This window comes from Microcoleus sp. D3_18a_C4, from assembly GCF_036702415.1.
GTDB lineage: Bacteria > Cyanobacteriota > Cyanobacteriia > Cyanobacteriales > Microcoleaceae > Microcoleus.
Map to the genome: position 1 here is coordinate 18,372 of NZ_JAUBTI010000078.1, position 13,529 is coordinate 31,900.

Sequence of the window (13,529 nt, forward strand, 5' to 3'; positions counted from 1 at the left end):
TGACTAATAACTATTCTTCAGGTTTTCCCAAATATACCTCAATTACCCGATCGTCATTTTGCACCTCATCCATAGTCCCCTCACACAAAACCGCACCCTGATGCAACACCGTAACCTGCCGCGCAATTTGCCGCACAAACTCCATATCATGTTCAATCACCAACACCGAATGACTTTGGGCCAACGAAATTAGCAACTCTCCAGTTAACACCGTTTCCTCATCCGTCAAACCCGCCACAGGTTCATCTACCAACAATAAATCAGGAGATTGAGCCACCAACATTCCAATTTCCAACCATTGCTTTTCCCCGTGAGAAAGCAAACCAGCCGAAATATCAGCTTTAGCCACTAAACCAATAGTTTCTAACAAACCGGCAACCGTGCGTTTTTCAGCAGTAGAAGCAGGCTTAAACAAAGTCGAAAAAACATTTTTATGGCGGCTGCAAGACAATTCCAAATTTTCGCGTGGCGTTAAATTCAAGTAAACTCGCGGCGTCTGAAACTTGCGACCAATTCCCAAGCGCGAAATCCTATCTTCCGACAACTTGCGTAAATTTTGTCCCTTAAATAACACCCTGCCCTCTGTCGGCTGCACCTTCCCGGTAATTGAATCGAGAAAAGTTGTTTTCCCCGCACCATTGGGGCCAATGATAACTCGCAGTTCGCCCGCATCCATACTAAAATTTAAACCGTTGATGGCTTTAAAACCATCAAAACTCACAGTCAAGTTTTCTATTTCTAAGACTTTTCCATTCATAGATGATTTCTCCGGGTAGGGTGCGTCAGTTAACAGTCTCTGGGTAAGCCGGAAAATCTGTTGGCTGACGCACCTGACAGCGCTGATTTTCTCTTAGAAGGTGCGTCAGTTAACAGTCTCTGGGTAAGCCAGGAAATCTGCGGGCTGACGCACCCTACACAAGCACATAAATAGTTATTTTACTCTCAAGTAAAACTGCTCGAACTGCTCGACACTGGAGGTGGAGAAGCAGCCATAATTCGCTCAGCTAACTTCGAGAGTGGCAGACTTTGCAAATACACTTTTCCAGGCCCGGTTAGCTTGACTAAAAACAAGCCTTCACCGCCAAATAGAGCATTTCTAAACCCGCCCACAAACTGAATATCGTAATCTACAGTCGGCGCAAAAGCTACCAAACAACCAGTGTCCGCTCGCAACACTTCGCCAACTCCCAAATTTTTCTCAACTATTGTTCCTGACATTTATTTATGTCAGCCTCCTTCTAAATTACACGATATTTTTGCACTCAATGTTCAAGTTCTTCTTTTTCGAGCTGCACTTGGGGGTCTTGTTCCAGGCTGGGGTAAGTAGATGCGTACTTAGGTCTTCTGAACAACCTGCGGATTTGACCGAAACCTTGATCTTGCAGCCATCCGACTAAGCCGTCTGGCAGCACTGTGACTACTATGAGGAATAGCGCACCTTGGAAAAACAGCCAAACTTCGGGGAATTGTTCGCTCAAGAAACTTTTGCCAAAGTTGACTAGCAGTGTTCCCAATATTGCTCCCGATAATGTGGCGCGGCCTCCCACTGCGACCCAGATTACCATTTCAATTGAAAAGGCAATATCCATTGCTTTCGGCGAAATTATTCCGGTTTGTACGGTAAATAATGCGCCTGCAATCCCGGCTAAACCGGCGGAAATTGCAAAGACTAAAACTTTATATCCTGTGGGATTGTAACCTGAGAAACGCAGGCGCACTTCGTCGTCGCGAATTGCTACTAACAGGCGGCCGAAACGCCCGCTGGTCAGCCAGCGGCAGAGGGCGTAAGTTGCTGCTAAAAATAGTATGGTGAGAATGTAGAAAATATATTGAGTATCTCGGCCATTTACTGGGGCTCCGAACAGGGTTTTAAAGTCGGTGAGTCCGTTGGTTCCGTTAATCAGTTTTTGCTGACCGTTAAAGAAGTTGAAAAATACAATGGTTGCTGCTTGGGTAAGAATTGAAAAGTAAACGCCTCGAATTCGATTGCGGAATACTAAATAACCTAAAAGTGCGCCCAAGATGGCGGGGATGAGAACTACTGCTGCTGCTGAGAAGGGAAATGAATAAAATGGTTGCCAAAACCAGGGGAGTTCGGTAACGCCGTAGAGGTTCATAAATTCTGGCAATTGACTGCTGGCGGTTGGGGGAATTTGCAGTTTTAGGTGCATGGCGAAAGCGTAGCCGCCGATCGCAAAAAATACGCCGTGTCCTAAACTAAGTAAACCTGTGTATCCCCAAATCAAGTCTATGCCGAGGGCTGCAATTGCTAGTGCTAAAAATCGCCCTAATTGATTGAGCCGAACGTCGGGGAGTATTCCTGGGACGAGTAAGATGAATGTGAGGGCGATCGCGCTGACAATTGCCGCTTCTTTTAGCCAGGGTTTTTGATGTGTTTTCTGCATTTTTCGCTACACTCGCAGTTGTAATTTTTAATTTTCTACCGTCCGCCCTTTTTGCGGGAAAATCCCTCCCGGCTTCACTTGCAGAAAAGCCATAATTAAGGCGAACACCATTACTTTTGCCATGCTGGTTGTGGCGAAAAATGTGAAGAAGTCGGCTAAAGGCTTGACAGGAGCGAACATTAATGCTAATGTTCCCGAACCGATCAGGTAATTTGCAGTGCCGATCGCGATCGCAGCAACTACACTCCCCACAATCTTGCCGACACCGCCCACAACCACCACCATAAACGTATCGACTATATAATTTTGTCCGGTATTTGACCCTACGGAACCGATCAAACTAATCGCGCACCCAGCAACACCTGCCAGCCCCGAACCCAAAGCAAAAGTCAGCGCGTCTACTTGTTCGGTAGGAATTCCCAAACACGCACTCATGCTGCGATTTTGCGTCACGGATCTAATCCGCAATCCCCACACAGACTTTTGCAAAAATAGGTAAATTCCCGCCAAACAAATTCCTGTGAGGACAATAATAAAAATTCGCGCGTAGGGCAACTGAAAATTGCCCAGGGGTATGCCGCCGCGCAACCATGCAGGCGCAGTCACGTCCACATTTTGAGCGCCAAACCAAGGTTGAGTTACTGCCAGTTTGTAAGTTTGCCCTAAAAAGGCGCTCACCGCCCAGGAAATACCCAAAGATAAAGGCAAAATTAGGGCGATAATTTTGTTCCGAATGCGATCGAAATCTAGGCGAGATTTCAGCACTCGCAAACCGCCAAAAAACAGCAAACAAAACACCGCAATCCCAATTACCAGAACCCAACTAACGCTGCGGACAAACTGCTGCAAAATTAAACTTACGCCCCAAGTTGCCAGCAGAGTTTCTAGCGGCCGCCCGTAAAGATAGCGAATCACTCCGCGTTCCAGAATTAATCCTACCAATGCAGCTACTAAAAAAGCTAAGGGAATCGCAAATAAAATATATGTTTCAAAAGCAAATCCTCCGATACCTTTGAAGACATTTTGCACGACGAAAGTTGTATAAGCCCCTAGCATCATCAACTCGCCATGAGCCATATTAATCACGCCCATCAGCCCGAAAATAATCGCTAATCCTAGGGCTGCAATTAGTAAAACAGCGCCGATGCTAATGCCGTTAAATAAACCATCTAATATCGCCACTTTTGTTACTCCTGCATCAACTCCGTTAACTTTGTTCGGGGATAATTAGGGGCGGATTTTACCCCATGGGTGTCAACTTAGAACTAAAACCCTCTGTATATTTCGCTTGTAGCCGAGTCTAGATCCCCCTAAATCTCCCTGATTGTTGGGGAGTAGGGGTTGACTTTGAAGAGTCCAGTTCCCCCTTATTAAGGGAGTAGAGATTGACGAAAGAATGCTCTTACTCCCCCCTTATTAAGGGAGTAGAGATTGACGAAAGAATGCTCTTACTCCCCCCTTAATAAGCAGGGCTGTTTCATTCTCTTGTAGGGGCTGCCCCCCGTGGCTGCCCCCATGTCCCAAACGCCTGTGAAGTCGTCTGTGGAGGGGGTAGGCACGGGGGCACTACCCCTACAAAATCGCGATTTTCTTGAGAATGAAACCGCCCTGCCTTAATAAGGGGGGCCGGGGGGGATCTCCGGGTTTAAAGACACACCCTAGGGGGATAAAAGATACGTTACCAACGTTAACCAAATTGGTATTAGCTACTTATGAAGCTTTGAATTTGCCACCTTTTGCGGGGTCTGACCAATCGCAAGCAAAGCCTTTTGTTTCAGCGACAAATTGATTCCAAGGCACCGGCTTCACTGCTTCTGGTGTAGCAAAAGCGATGTTAAATAAACCGTCGTCTCTAACTTCGCCCAACCGCACAAATTTAGAAAGGTGATGGTTAACATCCATCGTTACTGTGCCCCCCGGCGCGTCAAAGGTTTGACCCAAAGCGGCTGCCCGCACTTTTTCCAAATCGTCGGCTGTCCCTGCTTTTTCGACAGCTTGCTTCCACAGGTAAACCATGATGTAAGCTGCTTCCATCGGGTCATTGGTCACTCTATCTTTGCCGTATTTTGCCTTGAAAGCTTCCACAAATTTTGTATTAGCCGGAGATTCCACAGTCATGAAGTAATTCCAGGCGGCGTAATGGCCTTTAAGATATTCTACGCCGATCGCCTTTACTTCTTCTTCTGCAATACTGACCGACATTGACGGATATTTGTCCGGGCCCAAACCTGCACCCTGCAACTGTTTGAAGAATGCTACGTTACTGTCGCCGTTGAGAGAGTTGAAAATGACGCCCCCGTCTGGCAAAGCTGCCTTAATTTTAGTAATAATTGGCGTGACTTCTGTCCCGCCCAAAGGAATGTAATCTTCCCCAACTAATTCGCCGCCTTTGGCTGCTAGCTGTGCCTTGATAATGGTATTTGCCGTGCGGGGGAAAACGTAGTCAGACCCGACTAAGAAGAATTTTTTGCCTTTATTTTCTAGCAGCCAGTCAACTGCTGGTTCGATTTGTTGGTTTGGTGCCGCGCCGGTATAAAAGATGTTCTTGGAACACTCTTGACCCTCGTATTGTACGGGATACCAGAGCATATGATTTTTTTCTTCAAATACCGGCAATACTGCTTTGCGACTGGCGGAAGTCCAGCATCCGAAGACGGTGACAACTTTATCTTGGTCGATCAATTTTTTGGCTTTTTCGGCAAAAGTCGGCCAGTCTGAGTTGCCATCTTCTACTACTGCTTCGATTTGTTTTCCGAGGACACCCCCAGCTTTATTAATTTCTTCGATCGCTAATTGTTCGGCATCGACAACGCTTTTTTCGCTGATGGACATCGTGCCGCTCAAGGAATGCAAAATTCCTACTTTGATCGTGTTTCCGCCACCTGCTGCTGCTGGTGTTCCTGTTGAAGTTGGAGAAGGAGAAGCGGCGGGAGTTGCTGTTGGAGTTGGAGTTCTACAAGCTTTTAGAAATAAACTTGATGTTAGGGTAGCAGAACCGTATAAAAGAAATTTCCGCCGATCGAATCGCTTTGTCATTTTTTCTTGTTACTCTTGAACAGATGAGTCAGATGATTGAGAATAATAACACATAGTGACTTGATATTAAGACTCGCGTCAGCAGACTGTTGTATTTTTAGCTACAAAACTTATTGTTTTTGACAAAATGAATGTTTTGTGGGGATTGAGGGCAACTGCTGCAAAAACTGGGCTGATATTATCAGGCCTTACGCATTCCGACGCCTAGAAACCGGGTTTTTACCGAATCTGCGGGCGGGAACGAAATATTTTCGTAAAAAACCCGGTTTCTGATTCCCTATGCGTAAGTCCTAATTATTTTAGATTGTAGATTGACTGATGACATAACGCTTTGGAGCTTACCTACCGTTGCATTCTTTTCTGAAACCGGGTTTAGACACCAAAATACGTCTTTTCAGCAATTAGTGTGACATTAGAAACCCGGTTTCTTTACAGAAATTATCTTATTGATGCTACCAGTTAGGCAGCAACCGGGTCGATCGCACTTGCATAGAAAGCGGGTTTCTCGATCTCCACAGGTTGTTGATGCTAAAACTTAGGCAGCAACCGGGTCGATCGCACTTGCATAGGCGAGTATCAAAGCAGGTGACGATCGCACTTCGCTTGGAGTACGATCGTCACCTGTAGAAATGCCCCTGATTTATGGAGAATAGCGGACTCGAACCGCTGGCCTCTGCGGTGCGATCGCAGCGCTCTACCAACTGAGCTAATTCCCCTGATTGAGTTTTAATTTAGCATTTTAGATGCGAGATTGCCGAATCTAAAAGGCTGACAGGTTTTGCTTGCTTTCACGTTCGCAGACCGTCACTTACACTAGCACGTAACTGCTAAAAAGGTCAAGTGTTTTCTGCAGCCGGCTCAGTGGGGGCGATCGAGCAAAGTTCCGCCACTCTATCCAACTCTAAATCAGCAAAATAGTCCACCGTCCAATTAGCTTGGCGCTGGATCATGTGAAACGGGTAAGTGTGAGTCACACCCGCAACCTGAATTCCCGCTTTTTTCGCAGCTTCAATCCCCGCAAAAGTATCTTCTATCGCCAAACACTCGATCGGTTGCAGGTTAAAGTCGGGATATTTCTGGTTGAGAAGTTCCACAGCCAATAAATAGCCGTCGGGTGCTGGTTTGCTCGCCGTCAAGTCGTCGCCTGCGACAATTAACTCAAAGTTTGCTCCCAAACCGGCCCGATTTAACACCAATTCTATATCCGATCGCATGGCCCCGCTAACTACGGCCATTTTCAGTCCGGCGGGCCGAATTTTGTCAATAAATTCTGCCAAACCGGGATAAATCGGCAGTTTCTCCAAAGTATCTATTTGAGCTTTGTAAGCTTGGGCCTTGCGCTGCAGCAGTCGATCGAGATATGTTTCTGTCAGAAATCGTCCTCGGCGCTTGAGTAGTTCGGTAATGCAAGCGCGATCGCTCCTTCCCAAACAAATTTCTCGAAACTCCCCACGTTTGAGCTGGAGATTTTCATCGAGCATCAATTGAGCGATGATTTTCTCGTGAATTGGCTCGTCATTAACAATCACGCCATTAAAATCAAATAAAACTGCTTTTAGAGTCATTAGTCATTAGTCATTAGTCATTAGTCATTAGTCATTAATCATTAGTCATTAATCATCAGTCATTAGCAAGTTAGTAGGGGCGGGTTTTACCAACCATCTCAACCTAAAACTAACCATCTATGAAACCCGCCCCCAAAGGGCGAAAAATACACCTCAACAATACATCAAGCAGGAGCTGGAATGCCCGGTAAATCGCCATCAACATCAGGAGTTCGATCGCCCCAATTCCACCCCCTCGCCACCTTGGCCTGTTCCAAATCTTCCCCCGGCAAAGGTTTCACACCCTGCGTCACCTGATTCACCCACCAGTGTTCGTGAGTTTGCACCGCCGCGAATCCAGCCGCCCCCGCCCAAGCATCGAGGCTGCCAGCAGCGTAAGACTTAATATAAGGCTCTTCAAAGATATCAGTCAGCCACTCTGTCTGCCGCAAAGTTTTTTGGTTTCCGTCCAAAATTGCCACTTGTCCCCCAACCTTCAGCAGTCGGAAGCTTTCTCGCAAAATTGCCCGCGATACAGCAGGTGGCGTCTCGTGAAACAGCAAGGAAGCTGCGACTAAATCGAAGCTGGCATCGCCAAAAGCAACGCTTTCGGCATTTCCGTGCAACCACTGGATATTTAATCCGGCTTTTTGCGCTTTCATGTCGGCAACTACCAGCATATAAGGCGACAAGTCCAGCCCGACAACTTCCGCTTCGGGAAAGGTTTGCTTGAGCATGAGCGTTGTCGAACCGGTGCCGCATCCCAAATCGATGATTCGGCGCGGTTTCACCCGCACAGCGTCAATTAAGCCTTGCCTGACGACTGTTTCGTGGGGAGGCAAAACATATTGCGTGATTGGATCGTAGGAAACGGCGGCACTGGGGTTGAGGTAGCCGCGTTTAATGCCGTGAAAGTTTTGGCTGCTGTAATATTCGGGATAAACTAAGTCGGGTTGTCGGTAGCGATCGCCCGCTGTTTCCCAGTCGATGCCTTCGTAGAGTCGTTTCAGTGCTTCTTCGTCGATCGCCAGTCGCATCAGGGGCGACAAAAAGCGCTCGAAAATTGTATCCTTGCCAACAGCCATAAAACACCTTTAACAAAAACTCTTCTAATTTTAGCCAACGGCCGTCAACTTAGCATTAATTAAAACTGTTGAGCCGCTCTTCTCTCTTCCTTCTCTCCCTTACCTCCGTTACAAAATCCGTGGCTTACTTTATCACTTGGGAGCATCTCAGTTTTGCATTTACAGTGCGAGCGTCCCCGCTCGCGTATTGTACAATACGCGAGCGGGGACGCTCGCACTACAATAAAAAAATGCTTTTTACAAAACTGAGATGCTCCCTATCACTTCCTGCTTATACAAGTTTAAAAAATGCAACTCTAGACAGGCTCTAAACACTTATTTCCTCAGTCATTCCCAATCTAAAATCTAAAATCTAAAATCTACAATCTACAATGGTATTACTTTGCGTTACTAATAGGAATTTTTACCAAAAATTCCGTGCCTCCGCCCGGAGGCTGAGAAATTTTGATGCTGCCGCCGTGTCCATCCACTACAATTTTGTAGCTGATTGCTAACCCCAAACCAGTACCTTTGCCCACCGGTTTAGTAGTAAAAAATGGGTTAAAAATTTGGTCTTTAACGCTGTCGGGAATGCCGGGGCCGTTGTCGGCGATCGCCACTTTCAGAAATTTAGCGCCATGTTCGCGAACTACTCCCGTGGAAATAGTAATAATTTTATCCAGGCGATCGATCTCGTTCAAGGCATCGATCGCATTACTCAGCAAGTTCATAAACACCTGATTGAGGTGAGAGGGATAGCACTCGACTGAAGGCACTTTTCCGTATTTTTTGACTATATAAATTCTATTTTTGATGCGGTTGGAGAGCAGCAGCAAGGTATTTTCTATACCTTCGTGAATGTCCGCCAGCTTTTTGTCAGACTCATCCAGGCGAGAAAAGTTTCGCAAAGAAAGAACTATGCTGCGAATGCGTTCGCTTCCTATTTTCATTGAATTCAATATATGCGGCAAATCCTCCTCGATAAATTCTAACTCGATTTCTTCGGTAAAATCTGCGATTTCCTGGGGAACCTCTGGGAAGGCTTGTTTGTATAAACTCACCAACTCTAATAAATCTTTAGTATATTTGCTGGTGTGAGGCAAATTAGCCGAAATGAAGTTAACGGGGTTGTTGATTTCGTGCGCTATTCCAGCCACCATTTGACCTAGGGATGACATTTTTTCGCTCTGCACTAAATGAGTTTGAGTTTTTTTCAGTTCATTTAAGGCACTATTAAGCAGTTTTACTTGGTCTTGGGTTTGACTGTAAAGGTGAGCTTGAGTAATTGCGATCGCCAATTGGTCGGCTACAGCTTTTAATAGTTGGATTTCCTCCCGGCTCCAAAGCCAGTGAGTAGCGTGGCTACAAATTAAATAACCCTGCGGCTGGTTCTGAGTCTGGACAGGTACGGCTAAATAGCTATTAGCTTTAAGTTCCGGCGGTTGAGTTACACCCTTGGCCCAAGTGTCGCTCGAAAGAATAATTGGTTCGCCTTGACCACTCCGTACTAACACATTTTCGAGAAAGTAAGACTCAAAATTTATGGCTTGTGTCGGAGAATCAGATGGGCAACATTCCCACAGGATTTGTAACCTTTTTTCTGGCGGTTTGTACCAACCAAAAGCCGCCCGTTCTAGGTGTAGCAAACTTACTATTTCTTCTACTGTACTTTGCACAATTTGGTCTAATTCCAGAGAAGCGCGAATGCGTCCGGCAATCCGGTTGAGCATGGCTTCTCGCTCCGCTTGAGCGCGATTGTTTTCGGAGGAGTAAATTAGCCAAATTGCTGCTAGCATTGCCGGGACGAGCAGTCCGGCGACTACGGATGTCAGCAAATTTAATGCTTGCAGTTGGGATTCAATATTTTCGCGGGGAATTACTAAAGCCATCGACCAGTTAACTTCCTTGAGGGGAGCATAGGCCACATACACCCATTTGTTATCTATTTTTACCAGTTCGATGTTCGTCTGGCGGTCGATCATCTGCCGCGCGATTGTGGAGAGAGCGGGGTCTTTTGACTGTAAAAAGCTTGGGGTCGGCAGGTCGATATTTCCGATTAAGTTACTGTTGGGATGAACAATTGGCACTCCTTGTGAATTGAGCGCAAAAGCATAACTATCGGAACCGTACTGCAAGCTATTAGCCACAGATGCTACTCTGTCTAATTTAATGCTGCCTGAAAGGACTCCAATTACTTTATTGGGAGCGGGAGGTAAAGCCCAAATAGGAGCTGAAATAATAATCGTAGAAACTTTTGTAGTGCGGCCGATCAGCGGGTCGGAAACGTTGAGCTGTCCGGCCATTGCTTTTTGAAAGTGTTGGCGGTCTTTGCTGTTCGCGCGGTTGCCTAAAGTGTTGATAAATGAGCCGTCGGGTTGAGTTAATGACAGGATGAAATACTCTTTTAATCTGTATATTTCTCCTTGCAACCGGGGCTCGACTAATTGCCAATTGAGAGTGCCCACCGTAGGATCGTAAGCAATGGTTTCTATTTCTGCTTTGCGGCTGCTGAGCCAGCGGTCGATTTCATCGGTGCCTTTTTCTAGTTTTAATAGTGCTATTTGCTTTAAATTGTCGAGGATTAGTCCGCGCACAAAAAAATAGCTGATGCAAGCAGTTGTGCTAATGGTTAAAGCCGTGGTGGCCAGAATTAGCAGGGTCAGCAAATGGCGGCGCTGCCGTCTGTGCTGCCAAAGACTGTGCGCTTGCTGCCACCCTGATTGAGCAGAATTGCTGATGTTTGCCCAAAATTGGCGCAGCTTTTTTGCTTGGTGTGGCCGCGGCGCAGACACAGATCCGGCTTGATTTGCTGGGTTTTGCATCATCAAATGTTCTCTCCGAATCAAATTCATCAAACGGTATTGGTCATTCGGCTGAATTAATATCAGCCAAGTCGTGAGACCAGTTTCAGAAAATAATGCAACTGTAGGCCAGTGATCCCAACCCTAGTAGTCATCAGTCATTCGCAATCTAAAATCTAAAATCTAAAATCTAAAATGGTATGACTTGCATTCCTGACTGCAAACAATTCTTATTCCGATCGCACCCTTGCCTTCTATTTTGGCATCAGCTTTATATTTTGACCTTCGGTTTACCTAATTGAGGTAACTGCTTTACGATATCTTTAATCTCTATCTCGTTTGTATAACAAAATAATTATAAATAACACAGAGAAAACACGGAGTTTTTTAAATTAGCAATGTATTATAAGGGAGAGGTAAATACTTATTGACAATTTTACCAATTTGCGCTATGGTGTCAAGGGGAAATTTTTTCGTCTAAAGCTTTTTTAGCCAAGCCGGTTGCATAAACGGTGAGGGCGATCGTTGCTAGCAAACCAATGCCGTAGAGAGTCCACTCAGCAGCAGTGCGCGATCGTCCTTGCGATCCGAGTGCAGCCAAACTCCCAGCCAGGGAACCGATATAAACATACATGACAGTTCCGGGAATCATGCCGATCCAAGATGCCAAAAAATAATCTTTTAGAGATACTTGCGTGACTCCAAAAGCATAGTTAAGTAAATTAAAGGGAAAAATGGGAGAAAGCCGCGTCAGCAGCACAATTTTCCATCCTTCAGAGGCAACTGCGGAGTCGATCGCCTTAAATTTTTGATTGCCCTCTATCTGTTTGGAAACCCAGTCGCGAGTTAAATACCGCCCTACCAAAAAAGCGCAAGTTGCGCCTAAAACCGAGCCGATGGAAACACAAACCGAACCGCCAACGACTCCAAACAAAACGCCAGAACCGAGAGTCAGCAAAGAACCGGGGATAAATAGAACCGTTGCGACAATGTAAATTAGAATAAAAGCTGCCGGGCCCCACGGGCCGAGACTAGCGATCGACTCCAGCGCATTTTTCAGAATTCCTTGAAAGTTAAAAAACCTGGTCGCTGCAATTAAAGCCACAGCTAAACCAATCCCTAAAATCAGCTTCCACCTGTTGGAGGGCGGCGGATTTTCACCGGGCGATCGCGAATCATTCATTACCTAAACTCCCCAGTCTAAATTGCATACACCGTCGTTTCCAGGGTAGGGACACTCCAAAAGCCCATTAGTGTCAACTTAAGCTGTTCGCCCGCCAAGTCCATCCGCCCACCCGCCAGTCCGCCAGGGGTTGAAACCCCTGTCTAATAGCGAAAGTCCTCTCAAGAGGACTAATAACTTCTTCAGTCCTCTTTTAGAGGACTTTAGCTTTGAGGCAGGGGTTTAAACCCCTGCCGGACTATGGGTTCTACCTTAACTTGACACCTATGGGCTCTTGGAGTGTCCCTACTGTATTGCTCAAATCAAAGTACCGCCGCAGCTAGAACCGCTACCTGCCGTACATCCATAACAATAAGCAGCCGTTTGCACCTCTTGAATCACCTCTAAACTGCCCGATTCGAGCAATTTAGCAGCAGTTATCTTTTCCCCGCTGCCAGTTTTCGCCGGCAGATTTTCCATCTGGTTAAAATCGCAGTCGTAGACATTGCCCAAATAGTCGATCGACAATTCGTTGCGGCACATTAAATGTTCCAGAGTACCGGGATTAAAATTATCCTCCAAAAACCCCAGATAAGGCTTGTGAAGTTTCTTATGTTCCAAATGAAACTTCGTCCGTCCCACCGGCAAATTAGTAATCGCGAACAATTGATTAAAACAAATCCCAAAATGTTCGGCTAAATAAACCTTGTAATCTTGCTCTAACTTGCCTTGTTCCGGTGTTAGCGAAAACTTATCTGTTGCCGGCACTTGTGGATTGTACACCAAATCCAGAGTTAAATTTGGGTTTTTCCCGTATCCCAACTGATTTAGCTTTTGCAGCGCCCGAATCGAACTGTCAAAAACACCGTTACCGCGCATTTTGTCAACATTGTCAGCTTGGTAGCAGGGAAGCGACGCCACAATTCTAAGTTGGTGCTGCGCGCAATAGTCGGGAATATCTTCAAAACCTTTTTCAAAGTAAATCGTCAAATTAGAACGAACAATTACCTCTTTACCTGCCGCCCTAGCAGCTTCCGCTAGCGGTTTAAAACCGTAAAGCATTTCGGGAGCACCGCCGGTGAGGTCAACAGTTTGAATTTGAGGAAAGCGGCGAATGATTTCAATTAATTGGTCGCAAATTTCCGGGGAAAGTTCTTCTGTTCGTGTCGGGCTAGCTTCTACGTGGCAGTGAGTGCAAGCGAGGTTGCAGCGTTTGCCGAGATTAATTTGTAAAACTGTAATCTGCTTTTTAGTTAAAGCTGAGTTAATTTTGTTTTTGAAAGGGGTGACTGCGGTCTGAATCATGTGCTAAACTTTTTAGTCTCTGCTCGCAACGAATTTAGAGGCGTTCCGCTGGAACGCCTCTCATAATTTAGCACTAATTCTTTGGATGCGACCGATCCAGGGAGCATCTCAGTTTTGCATTTACAGTGCGAGCGTCCCCGCTCGCGTCTTGGACAATACGCGAGCGGGGACGCTCGCACTACAATAAAAAAAATGCTTTTTACAAAACTGAG

General features: G+C 46.0%; 10 protein-coding genes and 1 tRNA gene. All 11 read right to left on the reverse strand.

The window, feature by feature from the left end:
- Nucleotides 1-10: 10 nt before the first annotated feature.
- Entirely contained in the window at nucleotides 11-757 is a 747-nt protein-coding gene (urtD, locus tag QUB16_RS25020; RefSeq protein WP_333320306.1) for an urea ABC transporter ATP-binding protein UrtD, read from the reverse strand.
- 185 nt (nucleotides 758-942) lie between these two features.
- A complete protein-coding gene (locus QUB16_RS25025) occupies nucleotides 943-1,218 on the reverse strand; it encodes an AIM24 family protein (RefSeq protein WP_333320308.1) in 276 nt (91 codons plus the stop codon).
- A 44-nt stretch (nucleotides 1,219-1,262) separates the two neighbouring features.
- Nucleotides 1,263-2,405, reverse strand: coding sequence for an urea ABC transporter permease subunit UrtC (gene urtC / locus QUB16_RS25030; RefSeq protein WP_333320310.1), 1,143 nt, complete (start codon nucleotides 2,403-2,405; stop codon nucleotides 1,263-1,265).
- 27 nt (nucleotides 2,406-2,432) lie between these two features.
- Nucleotides 2,433-3,587, reverse strand: coding sequence for an ABC transporter permease subunit (locus tag QUB16_RS25035; RefSeq protein WP_333320312.1), 1,155 nt, complete (start codon nucleotides 3,585-3,587; stop codon nucleotides 2,433-2,435).
- A gap of 528 nt (nucleotides 3,588-4,115) precedes the next feature.
- Complete coding sequence (gene urtA, locus QUB16_RS25040) at nucleotides 4,116-5,441, reverse strand: urea ABC transporter substrate-binding protein (RefSeq protein WP_333320314.1); 1,326 nt, start codon at nucleotides 5,439-5,441, stop codon at nucleotides 4,116-4,118.
- Nucleotides 5,442-6,084: 643 nt separating this feature from the next.
- Nucleotides 6,085-6,157: transfer RNA gene (locus QUB16_RS25045), tRNA-Ala, on the reverse strand.
- 120 nt (nucleotides 6,158-6,277) lie between these two features.
- Nucleotides 6,278-7,006, reverse strand: a complete 729-nt coding sequence (locus QUB16_RS25050; protein WP_333320316.1) for an HAD family phosphatase — start codon at nucleotides 7,004-7,006, stop codon at nucleotides 6,278-6,280.
- 164 nt (nucleotides 7,007-7,170) lie between these two features.
- Entirely contained in the window at nucleotides 7,171-8,070 is a 900-nt protein-coding gene (locus QUB16_RS25055; protein ID WP_333320318.1) for a methyltransferase domain-containing protein, read from the reverse strand.
- 377 nt (nucleotides 8,071-8,447) lie between these two features.
- Nucleotides 8,448-10,874, reverse strand: coding sequence for an ATP-binding protein (locus QUB16_RS25060; RefSeq protein ID WP_333320320.1), 2,427 nt, complete (start codon nucleotides 10,872-10,874; stop codon nucleotides 8,448-8,450).
- 433 nt (nucleotides 10,875-11,307) lie between these two features.
- Nucleotides 11,308-12,033 (reverse strand): TVP38/TMEM64 family protein, encoded by a 726-nt coding sequence (locus QUB16_RS25065; RefSeq protein ID WP_333320322.1) that lies wholly within the window; start codon nucleotides 12,031-12,033, stop codon nucleotides 11,308-11,310.
- A gap of 297 nt (nucleotides 12,034-12,330) precedes the next feature.
- On the reverse strand, nucleotides 12,331-13,317 hold the full coding sequence (arsS, locus tag QUB16_RS25070) for an arsenosugar biosynthesis radical SAM (seleno)protein ArsS (RefSeq protein ID WP_333320324.1): 987 nt from the start codon (nucleotides 13,315-13,317) through the stop codon (nucleotides 12,331-12,333).
- Nucleotides 13,318-13,529 lie beyond the last annotated feature (212 nt).

Excerpts from the sequence above, each read along its gene's own strand:
- QUB16_RS25050 (WP_333320316.1), bottom strand. The coding sequence starts at position 7,006 with ATGACTCTAAAAGCAGTTTTATTTGATTTTAATGGCGTGATTGTTAAT.
- QUB16_RS25065 (WP_333320322.1), bottom strand. The coding sequence starts at position 12,033 with ATGAATGATTCGCGATCGCCCGGTGAAAATCCGCCGCCCTCCAACAGG.
- QUB16_RS25025 (WP_333320308.1), bottom strand. The coding sequence starts at position 1,218 with ATGTCAGGAACAATAGTTGAGAAAAATTTGGGAGTTGGCGAAGTGTTG.
- QUB16_RS25060 (WP_333320320.1), bottom strand. The coding sequence starts at position 10,874 with ATGATGCAAAACCCAGCAAATCAAGCCGGATCTGTGTCTGCGCCGCGG.
- urtD (WP_333320306.1), bottom strand. The coding sequence starts at position 757 with ATGAATGGAAAAGTCTTAGAAATAGAAAACTTGACTGTGAGTTTTGAT.
- QUB16_RS25055 (WP_333320318.1), bottom strand. The coding sequence starts at position 8,070 with ATGGCTGTTGGCAAGGATACAATTTTCGAGCGCTTTTTGTCGCCCCTG.
- urtC (WP_333320310.1), bottom strand. The coding sequence starts at position 2,405 with ATGCAGAAAACACATCAAAAACCCTGGCTAAAAGAAGCGGCAATTGTC.
- urtA (WP_333320314.1), bottom strand. The coding sequence starts at position 5,441 with ATGACAAAGCGATTCGATCGGCGGAAATTTCTTTTATACGGTTCTGCT.
- arsS (WP_333320324.1), bottom strand. The coding sequence starts at position 13,317 with ATGATTCAGACCGCAGTCACCCCTTTCAAAAACAAAATTAACTCAGCT.